This is a genomic window from Pseudoduganella buxea, assembly GCF_009720835.1.
GTDB lineage: Bacteria > Pseudomonadota > Gammaproteobacteria > Burkholderiales > Burkholderiaceae_D > Rugamonas > Rugamonas buxea.
Genome location: NZ_WNKZ01000006.1, coordinates 92,689 through 116,668 on the forward strand (window position 1 = coordinate 92,689; position 23,980 = coordinate 116,668).

Sequence of the window (23,980 nt, forward strand, 5' to 3'; positions counted from 1 at the left end):
AAACGTGCACGATGCCTCTCCGGCAAAAAGTTGTCAATGAGAAAGCTCAAACGGCGGCGCCGGGTGTGCACGGCTGTGACAATTGGAGAGGAAGCGTCCGTGCCGCAGGCTGCCATGCCGGCGGGCCCACACGATCGGTTAAAATGACAGCCGACTTTGCGGCCGTCCGGCCGACCATCCAATCACAGGTTCATCATGCTAGACAATCTGACTCAACGCCTCGCCAAGGTCGTCAAGACCATGCGCGGCGAGGCCCGCCTGACCGAGGCGAATACCGCCGAGATGCTGCGCGAAGTACGCCTGGCGCTGCTGGAGGCCGACGTGGCCCTGCCGGCCGTGCGCGAGTTCATCGCCAAGGTCAAGGAAAAGGCGCTGGGCGAAGAGGTGCTGTCCTCGCTGTCGCCCGGCCAGGCCCTGGTGGGCGTGGTGCAGCGCGAACTGGGCGCCCTGATGGGCGCGGACCTGGGACCGGAAGCGTCCCAGCTGAGCTTTGCCCAGCAGCCGCCGGCGATCATCCTGATGGCCGGCCTCCAGGGTGTCGGTAAAACCACCACCGTCGGCAAGCTGGCCAAGTACCTGCGCGAAGAGAAGAAGAAGAAAGTGCTGACCGTGTCGGCCGACGTCTACCGCCCCGCCGCCATCGCCCAGCTGCAATCGGTGACGGGCCAGGCCGGCGCCGATTTCTTCCCGTCCTCGTCCACCGACAAGCCGGTCGACATCGCGCTGGCCGCGCTGGACTGGGCGAAGAAGCATTACCACGACGTGCTGATCGTCGACACGGCGGGCCGCCTCGGTATCGACGAAGAGATGATGAAGGAAATCGCCGCCGTGCACGGCGCCATCAAGCCGATCGAGACGCTGTTCGTCGTCGACGCGATGCTGGGCCAGGATGCCATCAACACGGCCAAGGCCTTCAACGATGCACTGCCGCTGACCGGTATCGTGCTGACCAAGCTCGATGGCGATTCGCGCGGCGGCGCGGCGCTGTCCGTGCGCCACATCACGGGCAAGCCGATCAAGTTCGCCGGCGTGTCCGAGAAGCTTGACGGCCTGGAAGCGTTCGATCCGGCCCGCATGGCCAACCGCATCCTGGGCATGGGCGACATCCTGGCCCTGGTCGAAGAAGCACGCAAGGGCGTCGATGCGAAGGCGGCGGCCGACCTGGCGGCGAAGGTCAAGTCCGGCGGCAAGTTCGACATGAACGACTTCAAGGCCCAGCTGGGCCAGATGAAGAAGATGGGCGGCATGGCCAGCCTGGTCGACAAGCTGCCGGCCCAGTTCCAGCAGGCCGCCGGCGGTGCCAACATGGACCAGGCGGACAAGCAGGTGCGCCGCATGGTCGGCATCATCGATTCGATGACGCCGGCCGAGCGGGCCAAGCCGGAACTGATCAAGGCCACGCGCAAGCGCCGCATCGCCGCCGGTGCCGGCGTGCAGGTGCAGGAAGTCAATCGCATGCTGAACCAGTTCGAGCAAATGCAGACCATGATGAAGAAGCTTTCGGGCGGTGGCATGATGAAGATGATGCGCTCGATGAAAGGCATGATGCCGGGATTGCGCTGATTCGATGCCGGGCGTTTTCGCCTGAACTGGCGGGCTTTCTGCCGCACCGCGATAAAAAAACCGCCGTTCCGGCGGTTTTTGTTTATGTTGGTGTTCTCTTACGTGTCGTTTCCCACAAAAAACGCGAAAAACGCTTGCATACTTGTACAATCCCCACCAATATTAGCCGTGCGATTGTATTGCGCAATTTTCCATGTGTTTGTTAAGGAGGCTCGAATATGGCAACAGCCAAGAAATCCCCGGCAGCACCAGCCAAGAAGGCCGCGACCAAAGCGGCTCCGGCGAAGAAGGCCGCCGCTCCAGCGAAAGCTGCAGCCACGCCCGCAGCGAAAAAGGCAGCACCCGCGGCACGCAAGCCCAATGCAGCGTTCATGAAAGAGATGACTCCTTCGGCTGACCTGTCGTCGGTGGTTGGCGCCTCCCCACTGCCGCGCACGGAAGTGACGAAGAAAGTGTGGGACTACATCAAGAAGCACAATCTGCAGGACGCAGCCAATCGCCGCATGATCAATGCCGACGACAAGCTGAAAGCGGTTTTCGGCGGCAAGGCGCAGGTGTCGATGTTCGAGATGACCAAACTGATTTCCGATCACCTGAAATGATCAAGCGCGGCATGAACGCCGTCAGCGACAGCCCCGGTTCGACCGGGGCTTTTTTTCGCCCGCGCCGCCACGTGCCTACTTCCAGTTGTTCCAGGCCTTGAGCACCGCGTTCGGATATTCCGGTCGCCCGCGGCTGCCGTTATAGCGGCCCAGGGCCAGGTACAGGTTGCCGCCCTCCATGTCGATATACATGCGCAGGATGGCGCAGCCGTAGCGCAGGTTGGTCTGCATATTGAACAGCTTGCGGCGGTCGCGGTCGCCGATGACGTTGGTCCAGAACGGCATCACCTGCATGTAGCCGCGCGCGCCGACGATGGAGATGGCGTATTTGCGATACGCCGATTCCACCTGCACCAGGCCCAGTACCAGGCCGGGATCGAGGCCGGCGCGGCGCGCTTCGTACCACGCCGTCTCGAGGAACTCGATGCGGTGCTGTTCGTCCGGCAGCTTGCGGCGCAGCCGCTCGGACGTGCGCGCCAGCCACTCTTCGTAGCGCTGGCGGTCCGCCGGATTGGCGAAGGTGGGCTTGGGCGGACGCGCATCGGCGATGGCGTTGGACAGCGCCAGCCTGACCGAATCGGCCAGCGCTTCCTCCTTCTGGTTGCCGGCGAAGCCGAACGGCGCGCACAGCACGCCGGTCGCGAAGGCGGCCGTATGCCACCAGCGCAGGGGCCGCGCCCACCAGCGTCGCCGTTCGCGCCCGCCCTGGCTCACCGTGCTCACTGCCGTACTTTGCCCTTGATGAATTCGACGATGTCGGCCAGCGGCACATTGGTCGCCTCGGTATCGCGGCGGCCCTGGTATTCCAGCTGGCCTTCCTTCAGGCCACGGTCGCCGATCACGATGCGGTGCGGCACGCCGATCAGCTCCCAGTCGGCGAACATGGCGCCCGGACGCAGGCCACGGTCGTCGACGATGACGTCGATGCCCGCTTCCAGCGCGGCGGCGTATAGCTTTTCCGTTTCCTCTTTCACCAGTTCGCTGCGGTCCATGCCCATCGGGCACAGCACCAGTTCGAACGGCGCGATCGACGTCGGCCAGACGATGCCCTTGTCATCGAAGTTCTGCTCGATGGCGGCGCCCAGCACGCGCGTCACGCCGATGCCGTAGCAGCCCATCTGCAGCGGCGCCGGCTTGCCGTTCTCGTCGAGGAAGGTGGCCTTCATCGATTCGGAGTACGCGGTACCGAGCTGGAACACGTGCCCCACTTCGATGCCCCGCTCGATCGCCAGCACGCCCTTGCCGTCCGGCGACTGGTCGCCTTCGACGACATTGCGCAGGTCCGCCGTGATGTGCGGTTCGGCCATGTCGCGGCCCCAGTTGGCGCCCGTGTAGTGGAAGTGTGCCTCGTTCGCGCCCGTGACGAAGTCGGACATATTGGCCACCGTGCGGTCGGCAACCACGGTGACGGCGCCCTTGGTGCCGATCGGGCCCAGGTAGCCGGGCACGCAGCCGTACACGTCGCGGATTTCTTCCTCGGTCGAGAAGCGGTAGGTGCCCGTCAGGCCCGGCACCTTGCCGGCCTTGACTTCGTTCAGTTCATGGTCGCCCCGCAGCAGCAGCATGAAGTGCTGCTTCGTGACCTTGCCGTCCGCTTCCTGCTCCGTCGTCAGCGCGATGGTCTTGACGGTCTTCGACAGGTCGATGCCCAGCAACTTGGCGACGTCCTCGCATTTCGATGCGTCAGGCGTCGACGTCTTCGCCAGTTCGGCGGTGGCGGGGGCGCGCGTGCCGGTCGGCAGCGCTTCGGCCGCTTCCATGTTGGCGGCGTAGTCGGAGTCGGGGCAGTACACCAGCGCGTCCTCGCCCGTGCTGGCGATGACGTGGAATTCATGCGAACCGGTGCCGCCGATGGCGCCATTGTCGGCCGCCACGGCGCGGAAGCGCAGGCCGAAGCGCGTGAAGATGCGGGTGTAGGCGTCGAACATGACCTGGTAGGAATGCTGCATGCCGGCCAGGTCGCGGTCGAAGGAATAGGCATCCTTCATCGTGAACTCGCGCCCGCGCATCAGGCCGAAACGGGGCCGGCGTTCGTCGCGGAACTTGGTCTGGATGTGGTAAAAATTCAACGGCAGCTGGCGGTACGACTTGATCTCCGAACGCACCACGTCCGTGATGACTTCCTCGGACGTGGGCTGGATGGCGAACTCGCGGCCGTGACGGTCCTTGACGCGCATCAGTTCGGCCCCCATCTTGTCCCAGCGGCCCGTTTCCTGCCACAGCTCGGCCGGCTGTACCAGCGGCATCAGCAGCTCGATCGCCCCGGCGCGGTTCATTTCCTCGCGCACGATGGCTTCGACCTTGCGGATCACCCTCAGGCCCATCGGCATGTAGGTGTAGATCCCCGAGCCGATACGCTTGATCATGCCCGCCCGCATCATCAGTTTATGGCTGACGATTTCCGCGTCGGAAGGCGCTTCTTTGAGAGTGGAAATAAAAAACCGGGAAGCACGCATAACAGTGAATTCTTTTCAAAAAGAGAGGGTTATAATCAACCTAATTTTAAAGGATTAGCTGGCTGATGCGTCCATTCTTTGTACAAATGCGTTCAATTGCGGGTCTCCCGGCCGCTTTCACCCACCGAAAGCGCGGCTGGCGGGCGGATAGTCACCAAATGTGGGCAAACGTGTAAGAGGATCGCAAGGCCGCAGAAAGTTTTGAGGTGCAACATGCTCGATCGGGAAGGCTTTCGCCCCAACGTCGGCATCATCCTGCTCAACGCCCATAACGAGGTGTGGTGGGGCAAGCGGGTGCGCGAGCACTCATGGCAGTTTCCACAAGGCGGTATCAAGTACGGAGAGACGCCCGAGCAGGCGATGTATCGGGAGCTGGAAGAAGAAATAGGCTTGCGGCCGGAACATGTGAAGATCGTCGGCCGCACGCGCGACTGGCTGCGCTACGAGGTGCCGGATCACTTCATCAAGCGCGAGATCCGGGGCCACTACCGGGGCCAGAAGCAGATCTGGTTCCTGCTGCGGATGTGTGCGCGCGACAGCGAGGTCAACCTGCGCCTGACGGATCACCCCGAATTCGACGCCTGGCGCTGGCATGAATACTGGGTGCCGCTGGACGTGGTGATCGAATTCAAGCGCGAGGTCTACCAGCGCGCGCTGCAGGAGCTGTCACGCTTCCTGACCTGGCCGCCGCATGGCGAACGGCGTCATTCGGCGCGCTACCTGCGCCAGCCGCATGGCCGCGGCCAGCAGGGGCAGCAGAAGGACGGGCCGCCGCAGGAGGTCGCCGCCTGCGACGGCCCGGCGCTGGCCACGGCCAAGCGCTGAAGTTCGCGATATCGGGGCAGGTGCCGGGCCACGGCCTGCGCCCTGCCCCGATTCGTTCTACAATATCGGCCCCGCCTGAGGAGCCGCACCCATGTTCACCCCTTCTTCCCACGACGTCCGCCGCTTTTTCTGCGAAGTGTTCCGCAAGAACGCCGCACGCGAAATCCTCACGCCCCTCGAAGCGATGGCGCTCGACTGGGTGCAGGACCACCCCGAATACGCCGACGCGCTGGCCGACGTCGACATCGCCCTGACGCGCGACTACTCCGTCGAAGGGGGCCAGGCCAATCCCTTCCTGCACCTGTCGATGCACCTGTCGATTTCCGAACAGATATCGATCGACTCGCCGCGCGGCATCCGCGCCGCCTACGAAGCACTCGCCAAAAAACTGGACTCGCCGCACGAGGCGCAGCACGAAATCATGGAGTGCCTGGGCGAGATGATCTGGAAGTCGCAGCGCAGCGGACTGCCGCCCGATGGCGAGGCGTATATCGAGGCCGTGAAACAGCGGGCGAACCGCTAGCCGATACAAGAAAGCCCGCGGCAGCGGGCTTTTTCACATCAGGCAGGCAAGCCTCAGCGCCGCACCACCATCGTGCCGGGAAGGCTGTGCAGGTAGGCCGCGATATCCTTGATATCCTGGTTCGACAGCGGCTTGACCAGGCCCGTCATGATGGGATTGTTGCGGCCATTGGCGCCGTCCGCGCGCTTGTAGGCCACCAGCGCGTGCTCCAGGTAGTCGCGGTGCTGGCCGGCCAGCTTCGGATAGCTGGGGTCGATCGGCGAGTTGAAGTCCTTGCCGTGGCAGGTGGCGCAGGCGTATTTTTCCGCCAGGGCCTTGCCGGCCGTGACATTGCCGCCCGCGGTGGCGGCCAGCGAGACCGAGGCAAGCATCAGGGCAACGGTGAGTTTTTTCATGGTTGCTCCTTATTTCTGCGAGGCGTAATAGGCGGCGATGTCGGCGATGTCCTGGTCGGACAGGCTGACGGCGATACCCTTCATCGACGGGTGCTTGCGGTCGCCCTTCTGGTAGGCCTTCAGCGCGCTTTCGATGTACTTCGCATTCTGGCCGCCCAGCTTCGGCACCTGGAACACCTCGGGGAAAGTCGCCTTGTAGCCGGGGATGGCATGGCAACCGATACACATTTCAATCTTGGAGCGGGCTGCCGAGGCGTTGCCGACAACGTCGGCCGCCATCGCGGCGTTGGCCGCACCGGCGAGCGCGAGAACTGCGAAGAGTTTGGTCATGGGTGGCTGATGAATCAAAAAAGGTAATCGGAGGGGACTCTTTGGGCAGAACCGTCTCGCGGTCCCCCTTGCTGCTTACGCAAATACTTGACTTTCACACTACCAATCTTCGATTCTAACCTAGGTGTTTCGGAGCGTCCACAAAGTTGCCGGAACGCCAGCCTCAGCCGTCGAGCCCACCCCTTATCGTCGGGTAACTGTCGCGATTCCGCACCGACTTGGCCTGCGCATGCCCCGCGCGTGCCCTATACTTGTTCTTTTTCTGCCACTCCTGGAACCCACTTCATGCACGCCGATCACACCCACCAGCGTTTCGAAGGCTCCGACACCTATGTCGCCACGAAGGACCTGAAGCTTGCCGTCAATGCCGCGCTGACCCTGCAGCGCCCCTTGCTGATCAAGGGCGAACCGGGCACCGGCAAGACCATGCTGGCCGAGGAAGTGGCCGCCGCGCTGGACCGGCCACTGATGCAGTGGCATATCAAGTCGACCACGAAGGCCCAGCAGGGCCTGTACGAATACGACGCCGTGTCGCGCCTGCGCGATTCGCAGCTGGGCGACGAGCGGGTGCGCGACATCCACAACTACATCGTCAAGGGCGTGCTGTGGCAGGCCTTCACCGCGCCGGAACCGGTGGTGCTGCTGATCGACGAGATCGACAAGGCCGACATCGAATTCCCCAACGACCTGCTGCGCGAGCTGGACCGGATGGAATTCTATGTCTACGAAACGCGCGAGATGGTCACGGCGCGCCACCGCCCCCTCGTCATCATCACGTCGAACAACGAGAAGGAACTGCCGGACGCCTTCCTGCGCCGCTGCTTCTTCCACTACATCCAGTTCCCCGACAAGGACACGATGGAAGCCATCGTCAAGGTCCACTACCCCGACCTGAAGCAGGAACTGCTGGCCCAGGCCCTGCAGACCTTCTACGAAGTGCGCAACGTGTCGGGGCTGAAGAAGAAGCCCTCGACCTCCGAATTCCTCGACTGGCTGAAACTGCTGCTGGCCGAGGACATCCCGCCGGAAGCGCTGCGCAGCCAGGACAGCAAGGCCGTGGTGCCGCCGCTGCACGGCGCGCTGCTGAAGAACGAGCAGGACGTGCACCTGTTCGAACGCCTGGTCTACATGTCGCGCACCAACCGCTGATGATCGACGTCGCCCCCACCACCCTGGCCGCGAACGGCATCCGGCTCGAAGCGCTGGAGCGTCGGCACGCGGACGGCCTGCGCGCCGCCGCCCGCGACGGCGAGCTGTGGCGCCTGCGCGTGACCTCCGTGCCGGAGCCGGAGAACGTCGAAGCCTATATCGCCACGGCGCTGGAGATGCGCCCGGGCCGGCTGGCGTTCGCCGTGATCGACACTGCCGGCGACACCGTCATCGGCACCACCAGCTTCCACGACATCGTGCCGGCGCTGGACCGCGTGGAGATCGGCTACACGTGGTATGCGCAAAGCCGCCAGCGCAGCCACGTCAACACCACCTGCAAGCGCCTGCTGCTGGGCCACGCCTTCGACACCCTGGGCTGTGCCGTGGTGGGCTTCAGGACGGACAACTTCAACCACGCCTCGCAGCGCGCCATCGAGCGCCTCGGCGCGAAACGGGACGGCGTGCTGCGCCACCATGCCCTGCGGCGCGACGACACCGTGCGCGACACTGTCGTCTACAGCATCGTGCGGGGCGAGTGGCCGGAAGTGCGCGCCCAGCTCGACTATCTGCTGGCCAGGGAGCGCCCATGCTGATCGATTTCTTCTTCACCTTGAAGGACGCCAAGATTCCCGTCTCGATCAAGGAATTCCTGACCTTGCTGGAGGCCATGCAGCAGAACGTCATCACCCAGTCGATGGACGATTTCTACTACCTGTCGCGCCTGACCCTGGTGAAGGACGAGGCCCATTACGACAAGTTCGACCGCGCCTTTGCCCAGTACTTCAAGGGCATCAACGGCGCCTTCGAGACCAGCAGCGCCATTCCGCTGGACTGGCTGGTCAAGCGCATGGAGCGCGAACTGAGCGACGAACAAAAGGCGGCGCTGGAAAAATTCGGCTACGACAAGCTGATGGACCGCCTGCAGGAACTGCTGAAGGAGCAGAAGGAGCGCCACGAAGGCGGCAGCAAGTGGATCGGCACGGGCGGCACCTCCCCTTTCGGCAACGGCGGCACCAATCCGGAAGGCGTGCGCATCGGCGGCAAGGGCGGCAACCGCACGGCCGTGAAGGTGTGGGAGCAGCGCAGCTACAAGGACTACGACACCGAGCGCGAACTGGGCACGCGCAATATCAAGGTGGCGCTGCGCCGGCTGCGCCGCTTCGCCCGCGAAGGGGCGGAGGAGGAACTGGCGCTGGACCAGACCATCCGCGCCACGGCCAACAACGCCGGCTACCTGGACATCAGGATGCAGGCCGAGCGCCGCAACAACGTCAAGGTGCTGATGCTGTTCGACGTGGGCGGCACGATGGACGACCATATCGAACGCACCGAGGAACTGTTCTCCGCCTCGAAGAGCGAATTCAAGAACATGGAGTTCTACTACTTCCACAACTGCGTCTACGACTACCTGTGGAAGAACAACCGCCGCCGCAACGCCGAACGCTTCCCCACCTGGGATGTCCTGCGCAAGTACAAGCCGGACACGAAGCTGATCTTCGTCGGCGATGCCACCATGAGCCCCTACGAAATCCTGCAGCCGGGCGGCTCCGTCGAATACAACAACGAGGAAGCCGGCGCCGAATGGCTGGCCCGCTTCACCCACGCGTTCCCCAAGTTTGCGTGGCTGAACCCGGAGCCGGAAGGCCTGTGGCAGTACCGCCAGTCCATCGGCGTGATCCGCCAGCTGATGAACGACCGGATGTTCCCCATCACGCTCGACGGGCTGGAACGGGCCATGCGGGTGCTGAGCAAGTGAAGGCTTGAAGGACCGGGGTCGGGCCCGGCGGCGGACCCGCTTTTCTTCGGGGTTTACAGCATATTTATACCGCCGCAGGCACTCTATACAAGGCGACTACGCCGAAATCGCTATCGTGGAATCTCCTCAACCACGATAGCGAGCCATGAAAACCCTTCGCCCCACCCTTGTTTCCGCCTTTGTCCCTGCGCTGGCGCTGGTGCCGCCGGCTTCCCGGCTGATGCTGATCACCGTCGAGACGGGCCGCGTGCTCGAACTGCGCCGGCTGGTCGCACGCGCCTGCGGCAACCGCCTGTCGTTCATGCGCATGCAGCCGATCGACCATGCCACGCGCATGCAGGTATGGCTGCGCGTGGCCGAGCCGGGCGTGCAGAAGATCGTCGACGCCGTGACGCGCGCGCTGCCGTCGGCACAACTCGGCCGCGTGGTGCCGGCATGATCGTCACTGTCGTCAGCGAAGGCGGCCATGCCGCCAAGGATGCCCTGGCCGAACGCCTGGCCGTACTGCGCGGCACGCGCGGCCGCAAGGTGCTGCTGATGGATGCCGATCCCTGTCACCTGCACGGCAACGGCCACGTGACGGCGCGCGCCGTCAGCGGCAAGGGCGTCCAGGCCGAGCTGGAAAACCTGGGTCAGCGCTACCAGGACATCGTCGTCGATGCGGCCAACCGCGATTCGCTGGGCAGCCGCGCCGCGCTGATCGGCGCCAACGTCGTCGTCGTGCTGGCCGATGGCCTGGACGGCGACGGACCGGCCGCGGCGCGCCTGGCCGAACGCATCGGCAACGCCCGGCTGTTCAATCCCGGGATGCGCATCGTCATCGTGCCGGCCGGTGCCGGCGCCGTGGGCGATTTCCTGTGCCGCAGCCTGCCCGCCGCCCGCCTGCTCGAAGAAAGCGGCGACGATTCCCTGTACGCCGCCGTCTTCCCCGCCTGATTGCTAGAACGTGCGCGACACCGCCAGCACCGCCGCGCCGCGGCCCGTGAATTTGCCGTTCACGGGCGACGCGTAGGCCGCCTTGCCGGCATTGGTGCCGACCCACGCCAGCGCCACCGTGGCGAAGCCGAAGTCCTTCGTCACGCCCACCTTCCAGTCCGTATAGCTGGAGGCAGCGTGGCTGCGCACCTGCTGCCGCCCCGCGTGCAGGTTCAGCGTGAAGCCCGCGCCCAGCGCCGGGTTGAAGGACGCGTCCAGGTAGCCGCTGTGCCGGCTGTGGGCGAAGCCGAACAGGTTCGTCACCGCGTGCGAGTATTTCAAACTTGCCGGCCCACGGCCCACCTGCGCGTACAGCTCCACCGTGTTGGCGGAAGGATCGAGGCCGTTGGCTGGATACGCATAGGCCAGCACCCCGGCGTCATAGGCAAAGCCCCTGCCCAACTCGCCGCGCTTGCCGGCATAGACATCCCACTCGACGGCGCCACCGCCGCCCGCGTCATGGGTCCAGCGGATGGTCGAGAGCCACGTGCCCGCGTACAGGCCGGAGGCACTGTCGGCCCAGTCGGCGCCAGCCTGCAGCGCCGGCTGCAGGCGCGTCTGCGAAATGCCGCGGAAGCGGTAATCCGATACGGCAGCGGCGTTGAACGTGATGTCCTGGGCCTGGGCGGCGCTGCCGGCGGCAAGGGAGATGGCAAGGGCGGCGGCATAGGTGAAGGCCAGCCGAGGGCCTGAAATCAATCGTTTCATGATGGTCTTTCAAAGTGATGGATGAGCGAAGCCCGCCCCGTCGGGGGTGCCGGGACTTCGTCAGGGTGGACTGCCGGTCAGGAAGGGGCCAGCAGCAATCGGTAGCCGACCCCGGTTTCGGTCAGCAGGTGGACGGGTTGGGCCGGATCGCGTTCCAGCTTCTGGCGCAGGTGGCCCATGTAGATGCGCAGGTAGTGGCCGTTCTCGCTGTTCGACGGTCCCCAAACCTCGCGCAGCAGTTGCGGCGCCGTGACGACGCGGCCGGCATTGTTGACGAGGACCGCCAGCAGGCGAAACTCCGTCGGCGTCAGGTGCACCATCTGGCCGGCGCGGGTGACGAGGCGGTCGCGCTGGTCGACGCGCACATCGCCGAACTGCACGATACCGGCCGCATCCTGGCCCGGCGCGCGCCGGCGGCGCAGCATCGCCCGCACCCGCGCCAGCAGCTCGCCCACGCCGAAGGGCTTGGTCAGGTAGTCGTCGGCACCGGCATCGAGGGCGCGGATCTTCTGGTCTTCGCCGACGCGGGCCGACAGCACGATGACGGGCACGGAGGACCAGCTGCGCAGGTCGGCGATCAGGTCGATGCCGTCGCCGTCGGGCAGGCCCAGGTCGAGGATCACCAGGTCGGGCTTGCGCGTGCCGGCGTCGATCAGGCCCCGGCTCATCGTGGCGGCTTCCTGCACGTGCCAGCCCTCCTCTTCCAGCGCAATGCGCACGAAGCGGCGGATCTGCGGCTCGTCCTCGATCAGCAGCGCGGTCGGCTTGATACCGGTGTCGTTCATGGTTCCAGTTCCTCGGGCGCCGCCGGCGGGGTAGCCAGCGGCAGGGTGAAGTCGATGGCCGCGCCGCCGCCAGGCGCATTGCGGGCGGCGATGGTGCCGCCGTGCGCGGCGACGAGGGCGCGGCAGATCGCCAGCCCCAGGCCGACGCCGGGCCGGGCCGATTCCCGTTCGCCGCGGGTAAATTTCTCGAAGATGCTCTCTTCCTGGCCGGGCGGCAGGCCGGGACCGTCGTCACTGACGGTCACGCGCAGCACGGGACCGGCCACCACGGCCGCGATGGTAATCGTGCTGCCCGGCGGCGTGTACTTGACGGCGTTCTCCACCAGGTTGCACAGCACCCGCTCGATCAGTACCGCGTCGAAACGCAGCAGCGGCAGGTCAGCCGGCAAGGCGGTGGCGACACGGTGATGGGCCAGCAGCGGGCGGCTGGCGCGCAGCGCGCTGCCGACCACTTCCTCCAGCGCCTGCCATTGCAGGTTCAATTGCACGGCGCCGCTTTCGATGCGGGCCATGTCGAGCAGGTTGGCCACCATCGTCGCCAGGCGCAGGCTTTCGTCGCGCAAGGCGTCGGCCAGTTCCAGCTGGACCGGCGCCAGCGCCGGTTTCGAGCGCACCAGCGATTCGGCCAGGCCGACCAGGGACGTCAGCGGCGTGCGCAGGTCGTGCGACAGCGCCGCCAGCAGCGAATTGCGCAAGCGTTCCGACTCCATCTGCACCAGCGCCTGCTGGGCCACGTCGATATAGTGCACACGCTCCAGCGCGATGGCGGCCAGCGCGGCGAAGGTATCGAGCTGGCGCCGCTGCTCCGGCACCAGCAGCCAGCGCCGCTCGCCCGGTTCGAGGGCCAGGATGCCGCGCGTGCGCATCGGCGCCACCAGCGGCAGGTAGAACACGGGCGAGGACGGCAGGGTGCCCGTGCCGAAGCCGGCCGGCTCGGCGTGGTCGAAGGCCCACTGGGCGATGGCCATATCCGGCAAGCTCATCTCCGGCACACTCTCCGGAGCGCGCAGCCGGGCGTCGGCATCGGGCAGCAGCAGTGTGACTTTGGCGCGGAAGGCGGCGGCCAGGGTGCGCTGCGTGATTTCGAACACCTGCTCCGTCTGCAGCACGCCCGTCAGCTCGCGGGCATATTCGTACAAGGCCCGGGCCCGCGTCTCGCGGTGCGACGCCACCTTGGCCTGGAAGCGCAGGCCGGCCGTCAGGTGGCTCGTCAGCAGGCCCACCGTCAGCATCACGGCGAACGTGATCAGGTACTGGAAATCGCTGACGGCAAAGGAAAACGTGGGTGCGACGAACAGGAAGTCGAACGCCGCCACGCCCGTGACGCAAGCCAGCAGCGCCGGCGTGCGCCCCAGCCGGTATGCCACCAGCAGCACCAGCAGCAGGAACAGCATGGCGATATTCACCGTCTCCAGCAGGCCGGCCAGCGGCAGCAGCACCAGCGCCAACGCGCACGTGGCGCCGACGGCGGCAACATTGCTCGAAAAATGGGGTCTGTCCCCATTTTTTAGGAAACTTTGCCGGGCAGGGGGCAGCGGGCGGTGTTCGCCGGGTGCGGCGGCGATCAGGTCCGCGGCGGGGGCCAAAGTGGCGAGGCGGCGCCACAGGGCGGGGCCGCGGCCCGTGACGATCTTCGAGATGCCGTGTGCGTGGGCGTGACGGGCGATGGCATTCGCCACGTCGCCGTCGGCCAGCACGGCCGTGGTGGCGCCCAGGTCCTGCGCCAGCTTCAGGGTTTGCAGGATGCGTTCGCGCCGTTCGGCTGGCAACCGCTGCAAGGCAGGCGTTTCGACGTACACGGCCTGCCAGCGGCTGTTCAGTTGCGCCGCCAGCCGCGCGGCGCTGCGCACCACGTGCTCCGCGCCCGGGCCGGGGCCGACGCAGGCCAGCAGCACGGCGCCCGTCTTCCACACCGGGTCGATGGCCTGCTCGACCCGGTAGGCCTGCACGTCGCCCTGCACCCGGTCGGCCATGCGGCGCAGCGCCAGCTCGCGCAGCGCGATCAGGTTCCCCTTGCGGAAGAAATGGCGGGCGGCGCGGCCGGCCTGCTCGTGGCCGTACACCTTGCCCTCCCCCAGCCGCGCCAGCAGCTCGTCGGCCGGCACGTCCACCAGCACCACCTCGTCGGCCCCGTCGAACACCGTGTCCGGCACGGTTTCCTGCACCTTGATGCCCGTGATGCCACCGACGACGTCGTTCAGGCTTTCCAGGTGCTGCACATTGACGGTGGTGAAGACGTCGATGCCGGCGCCGAGCAACTCGTCGATGTCCTGCCACCGTTTCGGATGGCGCGAGCCGGGCACGTTCGAGTGGGCCAGCTCGTCCACCAGCACCAGCGCCGGGCGGCGACGCAAGGCCTCGTCCAGATCGAATTCCGGCAAGGCCTTGCCCCGGTGCGTCATGGTTTTCGGCGGCAGCAGTTCCAGCCCCTCCAGGAGGGCCGCCGTCTCGGCGCGGCCGTGCGTTTCGGCGACACCGACCAGCGGCGCCATGCCCTGCCCGGCCAGCTTGCGTGCGGCCGCCAGCATGGCGTAGGTCTTGCCCACGCCGGCCGAGGCGCCGAAGTAGACGCGCAGCCGGCCCCGCGCGGCGCGCTGTTCCTGCGCCTGCACCTGGGCCAGCAAGGCATCGGGGTCGGGCCGGTGGCTGTCGTTCATCGTCGAAAGGCGAAATGGGGGATGCAGCATCTTACTTGCGCAGGCCGTCCAGCGCCAGGTTCAACATCAGGACGTTGACCGTGGTCCCGCCCAGGAAAGACAGCGGCGGCGTGCTGGCATGGCGCTCGACCAGTGCCTCGACCTGCGCGGCAGGCAGGCCGCGGGCGCGCGCCACCCGCGCCACCTGCCAGCGCGCGGCGGCGATGCCGATGTCCGGATCGAGGCCGCTGGCCGATGCCGTCACCAGCTCGGCCGGCACGGGCCGCGTGTTGCCCGGGTCGGCGGCGCGCAGCGCGTCCACGCGGCCCTGCACCGCTTCCATCAGCGCGGGATTGAGCGGCCCCTGGTTGGACCCGCCAGAGGCGGCGCCGTTGCCCGGCATCGGCGCCGTGGCGGATGGCCGGCCCCAGAAGTAGCGCGGCGACGTGAAGGACTGGCCGATCAGCCGTGAGCCGAACACCTTGCCGCCCTGCTCGACCAGGCTGCCGGCGGCCTGCCCGGGGAACAGGACGCGGGCCGCGCCCGTGACGGCCAGCGGATAGGCCACGCAGCAGGCCACGGTCAGCGCGGTGAAGACCACCAGGGTGGGACGTAATTGAGAAATCATGGTGTCTCCTATCAGAGCAGATGCAGGGCGGCCAGCGCCATGTCGATCAGTTTGATGGCGGCAAACGGCAGCACGATGCCGCCCAGGCCGAAGACCAGCAGGTTACGGCGCAGCAGCGTGGCGGCGCTGGCGGCCCGGTAACGCACGCCCTTCAATGCCAGGGGAATCAGCACGACGATGATCAGGGCGTTGAAGATCACGGCCGACATGATGGCCGAGCCGGGGCTGGCGAGGTGCATCACGTCCAGTGCCTTCAGTTGCGGATAGGTGCCGACAAAAGCGGCCGGGATGATGGCGAAGTACTTGGCGACGTCGTTGGCGATGGAGAAGGTGGTCAGCGCACCCCGCGTCATCAGCATCTGCTTGCCGATTTCGACGATTTCCAGCAACTTGGTGGGGTTCGAATCCAGGTCGACCATATTGCCCGCTTCCTTGGCGGCCTGGGTGCCGCTGTTCATGGCGACGGCCACGTCGGCCTGGGCCAGCGCCGGCGCGTCGTTGGTGCCGTCGCCCGTCATCGCCACCAGGTGGCCGCCGGCCTGGTGCTCGCGGATCAGCGCCAGCTTCTGCTCCGGCGTGGCCTCGGCCAGGAAGTCGTCCACGCCCGCCTCGGCCGCGATGGCCGCCGCCGTCAGCCGGTTGTCGCCCGTGATCATCACTGTGCGGATGCCCATTTCGCGCAGCTGGGCGAAACGCTCGCGAATGCCGGCCTTGACGATGTCCTTCAGCTCGACCACGCCCATCACGCGGCCGTCGTCGACCACCACCAGCGGCGTGCTGCCGCGCCGCGCCACCTGCTCGACGCTGCGCGCCACGTGCTCCGGATAGACCTGGCCCTGCTCTTCGACGAAGCGGCGTACCGTGTCGGCCGCGCCCTTGCGGATGGCGCGCCCGCCCACGTCGGCGCCACTCATGCGCGTCTGCGCCGTAAACTGCACGAAGGTGGCGCCGGCCGCGCTGTCCTTTTCGTGGATGTCGAACTGCTGGCGCGCCAGCACGACGATGCTGCGCCCTTCCGGCGTCTCGTCGGACAGCGATGCCATGCGCGCGGCGCGGGCCAGCTGCTCGGGACTGACGCCCGGTGCCGGCAGGAAGGCAGCCGCCTGGCGGTTGCCGTGCGTGATGGTGCCGGTCTTGTCGAGCAGGAGCACGTCGACGTCGCCCGCCGCTTCCACCGCCCGGCCGGACGTGGCGATGACGTTGGCCGCCATCATGCGGCTCATGCCGGCCACGCCGATGGCCGACAGCAGGCCGCCGATGGTGGTGGGAATCAGGCAGACCAGCAGGGCCACCAGCACCGTCAGCGAGACCGGCGAGCCGGCGCCGGCGGACTGGGTGGCGAACAGCGAGAACGGCAGCAGGGTCACGGTGACGACGAGGAAGACGATCGTCAGCGCCACCAGCAGGATGGTCAGCGCCACCTCGTTCGGCGTCTTCTGGCGCTTGGCCCCTTCCACCATCGAGATCATCCGGTCGATGAAGGCCTCTCCGGGATTGACGGCCACGCGCACCACCAGCCAGTCCGACAGCACGCGGGTGCCGCCCGTGACGGCGGAAAAGTCGCCGCCGGACTCGCGGATCACGGGCGCCGATTCGCCCGTGATGGCGCTTTCGTCGACGCTGGCGACGCCTTCGATGACGTCGCCGTCGGCGGGAATCACGTCGCCCGCCTCGACCAGCACCGTCATGCCCTTGCGCAGCTCGGCCGCACTGACGGGCAGCCACGTGGTGCCGTGGCGGGGCGTGGCCAGCTTTTTCGCCATCACGGCCTGCTTCAGCGCACGCAGCGACTGGGCCTGGGCCTTGCTGCGCCCTTCGGCCAGCGCCTCGGCGAAATTGGCGAACAGGACGGTGAACCACAGCCAGACGGCAATGGCGGCGGTAAAGCCGAAGTCGGCGCCATCGAAGGCGTCGAGCGCCAGCACGGTGGTGAAGATGCTGCCGACGTAGACGACGAACATGACGGGACTGCGCAGCTGCACGCGCGGATCGAGCTTGCGCAGTGCGTCCACCAGGGCGGGCAGCAGCAGCACGCGGTCGAACAGGATCGACCTGGCGCGTGGCGGGTTAAGCGGGGACATGGAGGCCTCTTATTGAAAAAGTTGCAGGTGTTCGATGACGGGACCCAGCGCCAGCGCCGGAACGTAATTAAGCACGCCCACCAGCAGCACGACGCCGGTCAGCAGCAGCACGAACAGGACGCCGTGCGTGGGCATGGTGCCGCTCGTGGCGGGCAGGCGCGGCTTGGCGGCCAGCGCGCCGGCAATGGCCAGGATCGGCACGATGACGGCGAAGCGGCCGAACCACATGGCCAGCGCCAGCATCACGTTGTAGAACGGCGTGTTGGCGGACAGGCCGGCGAAGGCGCTGCCGTTGTTGTTGGCGGCCGAACTGAAGGCATACAGGATTTCGCTGAAACCATGCGCGCCCGGGTTGGCGATGCCGGCCACGCCGGCGCCGGCCGTGACGGCAATGGCCGTGCCGCCCAGTACCAGCACGGGCGTGACGAGGATGGCGACGGCCACCATCTTCATTTCATGGGCCTGGATCTTCTTGCCCAGGTATTCGGGCGTGCGGCCGATCATCAGCCCGGCCACGAACACGGCCAGCAGCGCGAACACCAGCATGCCGTACAGGCCCGAGCCGACGCCGCCGAACACGACTTCGCCCAGCTGCATCAGCAGCAGGGGCACGGCGCCGCCCAGCGGCATGAACGAATCGTGCATGGCGTTGACGGCGCCGCAGGAAGCGGCCGTCGTCACGGCGGCAAACAGGCCCGAAGCGTGGACGCCGAAACGCGACTCCTTCCCCTCCATATTGCCGCCAGCCGCGTCCACGCCCAGGGACAGCAGGCCGGGGTGGGCCTGCTGCTCGGCCGCGAAGATCGCCAACGTCATCAGCACGAAGATCAGCGTCATCGCCGCCAGCACGGTCCAGCCCTGGCGCACGTCGCCCACCATGCGCCCGAAAGCGAAGCACAATGCTGCCGGGATCAGGAAGATGGCCAGCATCTGCACGAAGTTGGACAGCGCCGTGGGGTTCTCGTAAGGGTGGGCGGAATTGGCGTTGAAGAAGCCACCGCCGTTGGTGCCCAGCAGCTTGATCGCTTCCTGCGAGGCGACGGGTCCCATCGGCAGCGTTTGCGTGGCGGCAGCCTGCGCGACGCCATCGACCGTGTAGGCTACGGGATCGAGCAGCGCTGCCGTGCGGTAGCCGTCGAAGTTCTGGATCACGCCCTGTCCGGCCAGGAACACGGCCAGCAGCAGCGACAGCGGCAGCAATACGTAGACGGTGGCGCGCGTGACGTCGACCCAGAAATTGCCGATCGACGCGGACGAGCGGGCCGCGAAGGCGCGGATCAGCGCGAACACGACGGCGATGCCGGTGGCGGCCGAGAAGAAGTTCTGCCCGGCCAGCGCCACCATCTGTGTGAAATGGCTCATCGTGGCCTCTCCTGCATAGCCCTGCCAGTTGGTGTTGGTAGCGAAGCTGACGGCGGTGTTGAACGAGGAGTCCGGGCCGACGCCTGGCAGGGCCTGCGGGTTCAGCGGCAGCACGCCCTGCAGGCGCTGCACGCCGTAGACGAACAGGGTCCCGGCCAGGTTGAAGGCCAGCAGGGCGCCGGCATAGGTTTTCCAGCCCATGGCACCGGCCGTGCCGCCGGCCCGGTACAGCGCCCGTTCGGCCCCGTGCAGCCACCGCAGGCCGGGCACGGGCGCGTCGCCCTCGCCCACTTTCGCCAGGTAGGCCCCCAGCGGCCAGGCCAGCACCAGCAGCACGCCCAGGAAGGCGGCCAGCAACAGCAAGGCGGCGCCGCTCACAGCTGCTCCGCGCGCAGCAAGGCGACCAGCAGGTACATCATCAAGGCAGCCGCCAGCACGGCGCCGGCCAGGTACAGGGCGTTCATGATGCGCTCCCCAGGCGGGCGCACCCCACCGCCATGGCCCATGCCAGGCCCGCCAGCAGGGCAGCCAGGCCGACAAATACGAGATCCTGCATGCATTTCTCCATCCGTTTCGATGGCAGAAAGCTTATCGACGCCCCCCTAAAAACAGGGTAAAGACTTGAACGGCGCGCGTAAACAAGATATAAAAACGGATTGTGCTGGATGTTTGTACAGTATTATTCGTCCCTGCCCCAGGTTTTGCCGCGTTCGGGCGTCGCTTTTCCGCCCTTTCGGGGCCCCGGGCCTCCTTGCCGGCGGCCGGTTGCGGATAGAATGCGCAGGCATCGGCGTCAGGCGGACGTCAGCCTTAAATAATTTCAAGAATTGCAAGAACACACAGTATGGCCACTAAAAAACCCGTTTCCGACTACAGCGAATCATCGATCCGCGTCCTGAAAGGACTGGAACCCGTCAAGCAGCGCCCGGGCATGTACACCCGCACGGAAAACCCGCTGCACATCATCCAGGAAGTGATCGACAACGCCTCGGACGAAGCGCTGGGCGGCCATTGCAAGAACATCGTCGTGACCCAGCACACGGACGGCAGCATCACCGTGGAGGACGACGGCCGCGGCATTCCCGTCGGCCTGCATCCGGAAGAAAACGTGCCGACGGTGGAAATCGTCTTCACCCGCCTGCACGCGGGCGGCAAGTTCGACAAGGGCTCGGGCGGCGCCTATGCGTTCTCGGGCGGCCTGCACGGCGTCGGCGTGTCCGTTACCAATGCGCTGTCGACGCGGCTGGAGATCTCCGTCTGGCGCAAGGACGACAAGGGCAACGGTTTCCACACGCTGGCCTTCGAAAACGGCGACCTGGTCGAACCCCTGACGTCGCAGCCGGCGCCGAACGGCAAGAAGTCCGGCACGCGCGTGACGGCCTGGCCCGATCCGAAGTACTTCGATTCGCCGCTGATCTCGCAGGTCGAGCTGCAACGCCTGCTGCGCTCGAAGGCGGTGCTGCTTCCCGGCGTGACCGTCACGTTGAAGAACGAGAAAAGCGGCGACACCCAGACGTGGCAGTACAACGACGGCCTGCGCGGCTACCTGACCGAGGCCCTGGCGCAGACGGGCAACGGCGAAACGGTGGTGCCCCTGTTCGAGGGCGAGCAGTTCGCCGGCCCCGACGCGGAAGGCTTCGCCGAAGGCGAAGGCGCGTCCTGGGTGGTGGCCTGGACCGAGGAAGGCGGCATCATGCGCGAATCCTATGTCAACCTGATCCCCACGCCGAACGGCGGCACCCACGAATCGGGCCTGCGCGAAGGCCTGTTCGGCGCCATGAAGAACTTCGTCGAGCTGCACTCGCTGCTGCCCAAGGGCGTCAAGCTGCTGCCCGAGGACGTGTTCGCTCGCGCGTCCTTCGTGCTGTCGGCCAAGGTGCTCGATCCCCAGTTCCAGGGCCAGATCAAGGAGCGCCTGAACTCGCGCGACGCCGTGCGCCTCGTGTCGACGTATTCGAAGCCGGCGCTGGAACTGTGGCTGAACCAGCATATCGACTGGGGCAAGAAGCTGGCCGACCTCGTCATCAAGCAGGCCCAGTCGCGCCTGCGCTCGGCGCAGAAGGTCGAGAAGAAGAAGTCCTCGGGCGTGGCGGTCCTGCCGGGCAAGCTGACGGACTGCGAATCGAACGACGTGGCGCGCACGGAGCTGTTCCTGGTCGAGGGCGACTCGGCCGGCGGCTCGGCCAAGATGGGCCGCGACAAGGAGTTCCAGGCCATCCTGCCCTTGCGCGGCAAGGTGCTGAACTCCTGGGAGACGGACCGCGACCGCCTGTTCGCCAACAACGAGATTCACGACATCGCCGTGGCCATCGGCGTCGACCCGCATGGCGTGACGGATTCACCGGACCTGTCCGGCCTGCGTTACGGGAAGATCTGCATCCTGTCCGACGCCGACGTGGACGGCTCGCACATCCAGGTGCTGCTGCTCACGCTGTTCTTCCGCCACTTCCCGGCCCTGATCCAGAACGGCAATATCTGCATCGCCCGCCCGCCCCTGTACCGGGTCGACGCACCCGCGCGCGGCAAGAAGCCGATCCAGAAGCTGTATGCGCTGGACGACGGCGAACTGACGGCCATCGAGGACAAGCTGCGCAAGGACGGCCTGAAGGACGGCAGCTGGTCGATCTCCCGCTTCAAGGGCCTGGGCGAGATGAACGCCGAACAGCTGTGGGAAACGACGATGAACCCGGACACGCGCCGCCTGCTGCCCGTCGCGCTGGGCGACTTCCAGCACACCGAAGCGGCTGCCCGCTTCAATATGCTGATGGGCAAAGGCGAAGCCGCCGCCCGCCGTGCCTGGATCGAGGAACACGGCAATGAAGTCGAAGCGGACATCTAACATCTCTAAGTAATTCACATGACTCAACAAGCAAACCTCTTCGACGAGCCCGCGAACAATCCGGGCAACGACGGCAACGGCGGCGATGGCGGCGAAACGCTGACCCTGTCGACCTTCGCCGAACGCGCCTACCTGGACTACGCCATCTCCGTCGTCAAGGGCCGCGCCCTGCCGGACGTGTGCGACGGCCAGAAGCCGGTGCAGCGCCGCATCCTGTATTCGATGAACGAACTGGGGCTGAACTCCACGGCCAAGCCGCGCAAGTCCGCCACCGTCGTCGGCGACGTGCTGGGCAAGCTGCACCCGCACGGCGACCAGTCGGTGTACGACGCGCTGGTGCGCATGGCCCAGGACTTCTCGCTGCGCTACCCGCTGATCGACGGCCAGGGCAACTTCGGTTCGCGCGACGGCGACGGCGCCGCCGCGATGCGTTACACGGAAGCGCGCCTGACGCCGATTGCCCGCCTGCTGCTCGACGAGATCGGCCAGGGCACGGTCGACTTCATTCCGAACTACGACGGCTCCAGCGAGGAACCGGCGCTGCTGCCGGCGCGCCTGCCGATGGTGCTGCTCAACGGCGCCTCCGGCATCGCCGTCGGCCTGGCCACGGAAATCCCTTCGCACAACCTGCGCGAAGTGGCCGATGCGGCCGTGGCGCTGATCCGCAACCCGAAACTGACGCACGCCGAACTGATGGCCATCGTGCCGGGCCCGGACTATCCGGGCGGCGGCCAGCTGATCACCCCCGCCGCGCAAGTGGCCGACATGTACGCGTCCGGCCGCGGCAGCATGAAGGTGCGGGCGCGCTGGAAGATCGAGGAACTGGCGCGCGGCCAGTGGCAGGCCGTGGTGCACGAGCTGCCGCCGGGGACGTCGGCCCAGAAGGTGCTGGAAGAAATCGAGGAACTGACCAATCCGAAGGTCAAGCTGGGCAAGAAGACCCTGTCGCCGGACCAGATCGCGCTGAAGGCCATGGTGCTGGGCGCGCTCGACACGATCCGCGACGAATCGGGCCGCAACGCGCCCGTGCGTCTCGTGTTCGAGCCGAAGTCGAAGAACCAGGACCAGAACGAATTCATGCTGATGCTGCTGGCGCATACGTCGCTGGAGACGTCGGCGCCGATGAACCTGGTGATGATCGGCGGCGACGGCCGCCCGCGCCAGAAGGGCCTGGCCGACATCCTGGGCGAGTGGATCACGTTCCGCTTCTCCACCGTGACGCGCCGCACCCAGTACCGCCTGGGCAAGGTGGATGACCGCATCCATATCCTGGAAGGGCGCGAGACCATCCTGCTCAATATCGACGAGGTGATTCACATCATCCGCAACTCGGACGAGCCGAAGCAGGCCCTGGTCGAGCGCTTCAGGCTGTCCGACCGCCAGGCCGAGGATATCCTGGAAATCCGCCTGCGCCAGCTGGCCCGCCTGGAAGCGATCAAGATCCAGCAGGAACTGGCCGAGCTGCGCAAGGAAAGGCAGGGCCTGCAGGACCTGCTGGACAATCCGTCGTCGATGAAGCGCCTGATCATCCGCGAGATCGAGGCCGACGCCAAGCAGTTCGGCGATGCCCGCCGCACCGTCATCGAGGAGGCGCAGCGGGCCCAGGTCGAACAGAAGGTCATCGACGAACCCGTCACCGTCATCATTTCGCAGAAGGGCTGGGTGCGTGCGCGCACCGGCATCGGCCATGACCGCGCCCAGTTCACCTTCAAGGCCGGCGACGCGCTGCACGACGCCATCGAGTGCCGCACCGTCGACACGCTGCTCGGCTTCGGCGACAACGGCAAGGTGTATTCCGTGCCCGTGATCGCCCTGCCGAACGCGCGCGGCGACGGCGTGCCGATCACCACCCTGCTGGACCTGTCCGGCGGTGCGCGCCTGCTGCATTACTTCGCCGGCCCCGCCGCCACGCAACTGCTGATGGCCTCCGATGCGGGCTTCGGCTTCATCGCCAAGGCCGGCGACATGGTCAGCCGCCTGAAGGGCGGCAAGTCCTTCATCACGCTCGACGAAGGCGCCCGCCCGCTGGCACCGACCATCGTGCCGCCGGAAGCGAGCGCGATTGCCGTCATCTCGGAAAAAGCCCGTCTGCTGGTCTTCGGCATGGACGAGATGAAGGTGCTGACCAACGGCGGCCGCGGCGTCACCCTGATGGAGCTGGAGCCGAAGGAAAAGCTGGTGGCGGCCCAGGCCATCACGCAGAAAGGCGTGACGGTGCAGGGCATCGGCAATGCGCAGAAGGCCAAGGAAGAACGCATGGGCCCCGGCCTGTTGCAGGAACACTTCGGCAAGCGCGCCCGCAAGGGCAAGGCCATGCCGACGCGGATCAAGCCGACCGCCCTGGTGCCGAACAGCTGATCGGCGCCA

22 protein-coding genes are annotated in these 23,980 nt (G+C 66.4%); 11 read left to right on the plus strand and 11 right to left on the minus strand.

From position 1 onward, the window contains the following. Positions 1–195 precede the first annotated feature (195 nt). Entirely contained in the window at positions 196–1,563 is a 1,368-nt protein-coding gene (gene ffh, locus GM672_RS04025) for a signal recognition particle protein (protein ID WP_155469237.1), read from the plus strand. 218 nt (positions 1,564–1,781) lie between these two features. Beyond that, complete coding sequence (locus GM672_RS04030) at positions 1,782–2,165, plus strand: SWIB/MDM2 domain-containing protein (protein ID WP_155469238.1); 384 nt, start codon at positions 1,782–1,784, stop codon at positions 2,163–2,165. 75 nt (positions 2,166–2,240) lie between these two features. Here GM672_RS04030 and GM672_RS04035 read toward each other — a convergent pair whose 3' ends face one another. Continuing rightward, complete coding sequence (locus tag GM672_RS04035) at positions 2,241–2,834, minus strand: lytic transglycosylase domain-containing protein (RefSeq protein ID WP_155469266.1); 594 nt, start codon at positions 2,832–2,834, stop codon at positions 2,241–2,243. Between the two features lie 50 nt (positions 2,835–2,884). Continuing rightward, a complete protein-coding gene (locus GM672_RS04040) occupies positions 2,885–4,621 on the minus strand; it encodes a proline--tRNA ligase (RefSeq protein ID WP_155469239.1) in 1,737 nt (578 codons plus the stop codon). Positions 4,622–4,834: 213 nt separating this feature from the next. Here GM672_RS04040 and GM672_RS04045 point away from each other — a divergent pair, with 213 nt between their 5' ends. Both GM672_RS04045 and GM672_RS04050 read left to right on the plus strand, forming a co-directional pair. Beyond that, on the plus strand, positions 4,835–5,446 hold the full coding sequence (locus tag GM672_RS04045) for an RNA pyrophosphohydrolase (RefSeq protein WP_229417542.1): 612 nt from the start codon (positions 4,835–4,837) through the stop codon (positions 5,444–5,446). 91 nt (positions 5,447–5,537) lie between these two features. Beyond that, a complete protein-coding gene (locus GM672_RS04050; protein ID WP_155469240.1) occupies positions 5,538–5,969 on the plus strand; it encodes a DUF1841 family protein in 432 nt (143 codons plus the stop codon). Positions 5,970–6,022: 53 nt separating this feature from the next. On the opposite strand, the gene GM672_RS04055 is transcribed toward GM672_RS04050, so the two are convergent. Next, positions 6,023–6,364: a c-type cytochrome gene (locus tag GM672_RS04055; protein WP_155469241.1), complete on the minus strand. Its 342-nt coding sequence runs from the start codon at positions 6,362–6,364 to the stop codon at positions 6,023–6,025. A gap of 9 nt (positions 6,365–6,373) precedes the next feature. Next, positions 6,374–6,694 carry a c-type cytochrome gene (locus tag GM672_RS04060; protein ID WP_155469242.1) on the minus strand — a complete coding sequence of 107 codons (321 nt, stop codon included), beginning with the start codon at positions 6,692–6,694 and terminating at the stop codon, positions 6,374–6,376. Between the two features lie 285 nt (positions 6,695–6,979). On the opposite strand from GM672_RS04060, the gene GM672_RS04065 reads away from it, so the two are divergent. The 5 genes from GM672_RS04065 (at position 6,980) to GM672_RS04085 (ending at position 10,535) form a co-directional block, all read left to right on the plus strand. Beyond that, a complete protein-coding gene (locus tag GM672_RS04065) occupies positions 6,980–7,843 on the plus strand; it encodes an AAA family ATPase (protein ID WP_155469243.1) in 864 nt (287 codons plus the stop codon). After that, the gene (locus GM672_RS04070; protein ID WP_155469244.1) at positions 7,843–8,436 is read left to right on the plus strand and encodes a GNAT family N-acetyltransferase; all 594 of its coding nucleotides are present in this window, start codon (positions 7,843–7,845) and stop codon (positions 8,434–8,436) included. The genes GM672_RS04065 and GM672_RS04070 overlap by 1 nt, the downstream gene beginning before the upstream one ends. Continuing rightward, positions 8,430–9,599: a vWA domain-containing protein gene (locus GM672_RS04075; protein ID WP_155469245.1), complete on the plus strand. Its 1,170-nt coding sequence runs from the start codon at positions 8,430–8,432 to the stop codon at positions 9,597–9,599. Before GM672_RS04070 ends, GM672_RS04075 begins: the two co-directional genes overlap by 7 nt. 145 nt (positions 9,600–9,744) lie before the next feature. After that, the gene (locus GM672_RS04080; protein WP_229417543.1) at positions 9,745–10,038 is read left to right on the plus strand and encodes a hypothetical protein; all 294 of its coding nucleotides are present in this window, start codon (positions 9,745–9,747) and stop codon (positions 10,036–10,038) included. Beyond that, the gene (locus tag GM672_RS04085; RefSeq protein WP_155469246.1) at positions 10,035–10,535 is read left to right on the plus strand and encodes a P-loop NTPase family protein; all 501 of its coding nucleotides are present in this window, start codon (positions 10,035–10,037) and stop codon (positions 10,533–10,535) included. Before GM672_RS04080 ends, GM672_RS04085 begins: the two co-directional genes overlap by 4 nt. Before the next feature lie 3 nt (positions 10,536–10,538). On the opposite strand, the gene GM672_RS04090 is transcribed toward GM672_RS04085, so the two are convergent. The 7 genes from GM672_RS04090 to kdpF all read right to left on the minus strand — a co-directional run bounded on the left by GM672_RS04090 (position 10,539) and on the right by kdpF (position 19,238). Beyond that, positions 10,539–11,282 carry a TorF family putative porin gene (locus tag GM672_RS04090; RefSeq protein WP_155469247.1) on the minus strand — a complete coding sequence of 248 codons (744 nt, stop codon included), beginning with the start codon at positions 11,280–11,282 and terminating at the stop codon, positions 10,539–10,541. A 77-nt stretch (positions 11,283–11,359) separates the two neighbouring features. Beyond that, positions 11,360–12,067 carry a two-component system response regulator KdpE gene (kdpE, locus tag GM672_RS04095; RefSeq protein ID WP_155469248.1) on the minus strand — a complete coding sequence of 236 codons (708 nt, stop codon included), beginning with the start codon at positions 12,065–12,067 and terminating at the stop codon, positions 11,360–11,362. Then, a complete protein-coding gene (locus GM672_RS04100) occupies positions 12,064–14,754 on the minus strand; it encodes an ATP-binding protein (protein WP_229417544.1) in 2,691 nt (896 codons plus the stop codon). The genes kdpE and GM672_RS04100 overlap by 4 nt, the downstream gene beginning before the upstream one ends. Before the next feature lies 1 nt (position 14,755). Further along, positions 14,756–15,331, minus strand: coding sequence for a potassium-transporting ATPase subunit KdpC (gene kdpC / locus GM672_RS04105; RefSeq protein ID WP_155469249.1), 576 nt, complete (start codon positions 15,329–15,331; stop codon positions 14,756–14,758). A gap of 11 nt (positions 15,332–15,342) precedes the next feature. Further along, positions 15,343–17,412, minus strand: coding sequence for a potassium-transporting ATPase subunit KdpB (gene kdpB, locus GM672_RS04110; protein ID WP_155469250.1), 2,070 nt, complete (start codon positions 17,410–17,412; stop codon positions 15,343–15,345). 9 nt (positions 17,413–17,421) lie between these two features. Further along, positions 17,422–19,152: a potassium-transporting ATPase subunit KdpA gene (gene kdpA / locus GM672_RS04115; RefSeq protein ID WP_170299920.1), complete on the minus strand. Its 1,731-nt coding sequence runs from the start codon at positions 19,150–19,152 to the stop codon at positions 17,422–17,424. Further along, a complete protein-coding gene (gene kdpF / locus GM672_RS04120) occupies positions 19,149–19,238 on the minus strand; it encodes a K(+)-transporting ATPase subunit F (protein WP_155469251.1) in 90 nt (29 codons plus the stop codon). The genes kdpA and kdpF overlap by 4 nt, the downstream gene beginning before the upstream one ends. 380 nt (positions 19,239–19,618) lie before the next feature. On the opposite strand from kdpF, the gene GM672_RS04125 reads away from it, so the two are divergent. Together GM672_RS04125 and parC are read left to right on the plus strand one after the other, a co-directional pair. Beyond that, complete coding sequence (locus GM672_RS04125; RefSeq protein WP_155469252.1) at positions 19,619–21,613, plus strand: DNA topoisomerase IV subunit B; 1,995 nt, start codon at positions 19,619–19,621, stop codon at positions 21,611–21,613. A gap of 18 nt (positions 21,614–21,631) precedes the next feature. After that, a complete protein-coding gene (gene parC, locus GM672_RS04130; protein WP_155469253.1) occupies positions 21,632–23,971 on the plus strand; it encodes a DNA topoisomerase IV subunit A in 2,340 nt (779 codons plus the stop codon). The last annotated feature ends 9 nt before the right edge of the window (positions 23,972–23,980 follow it).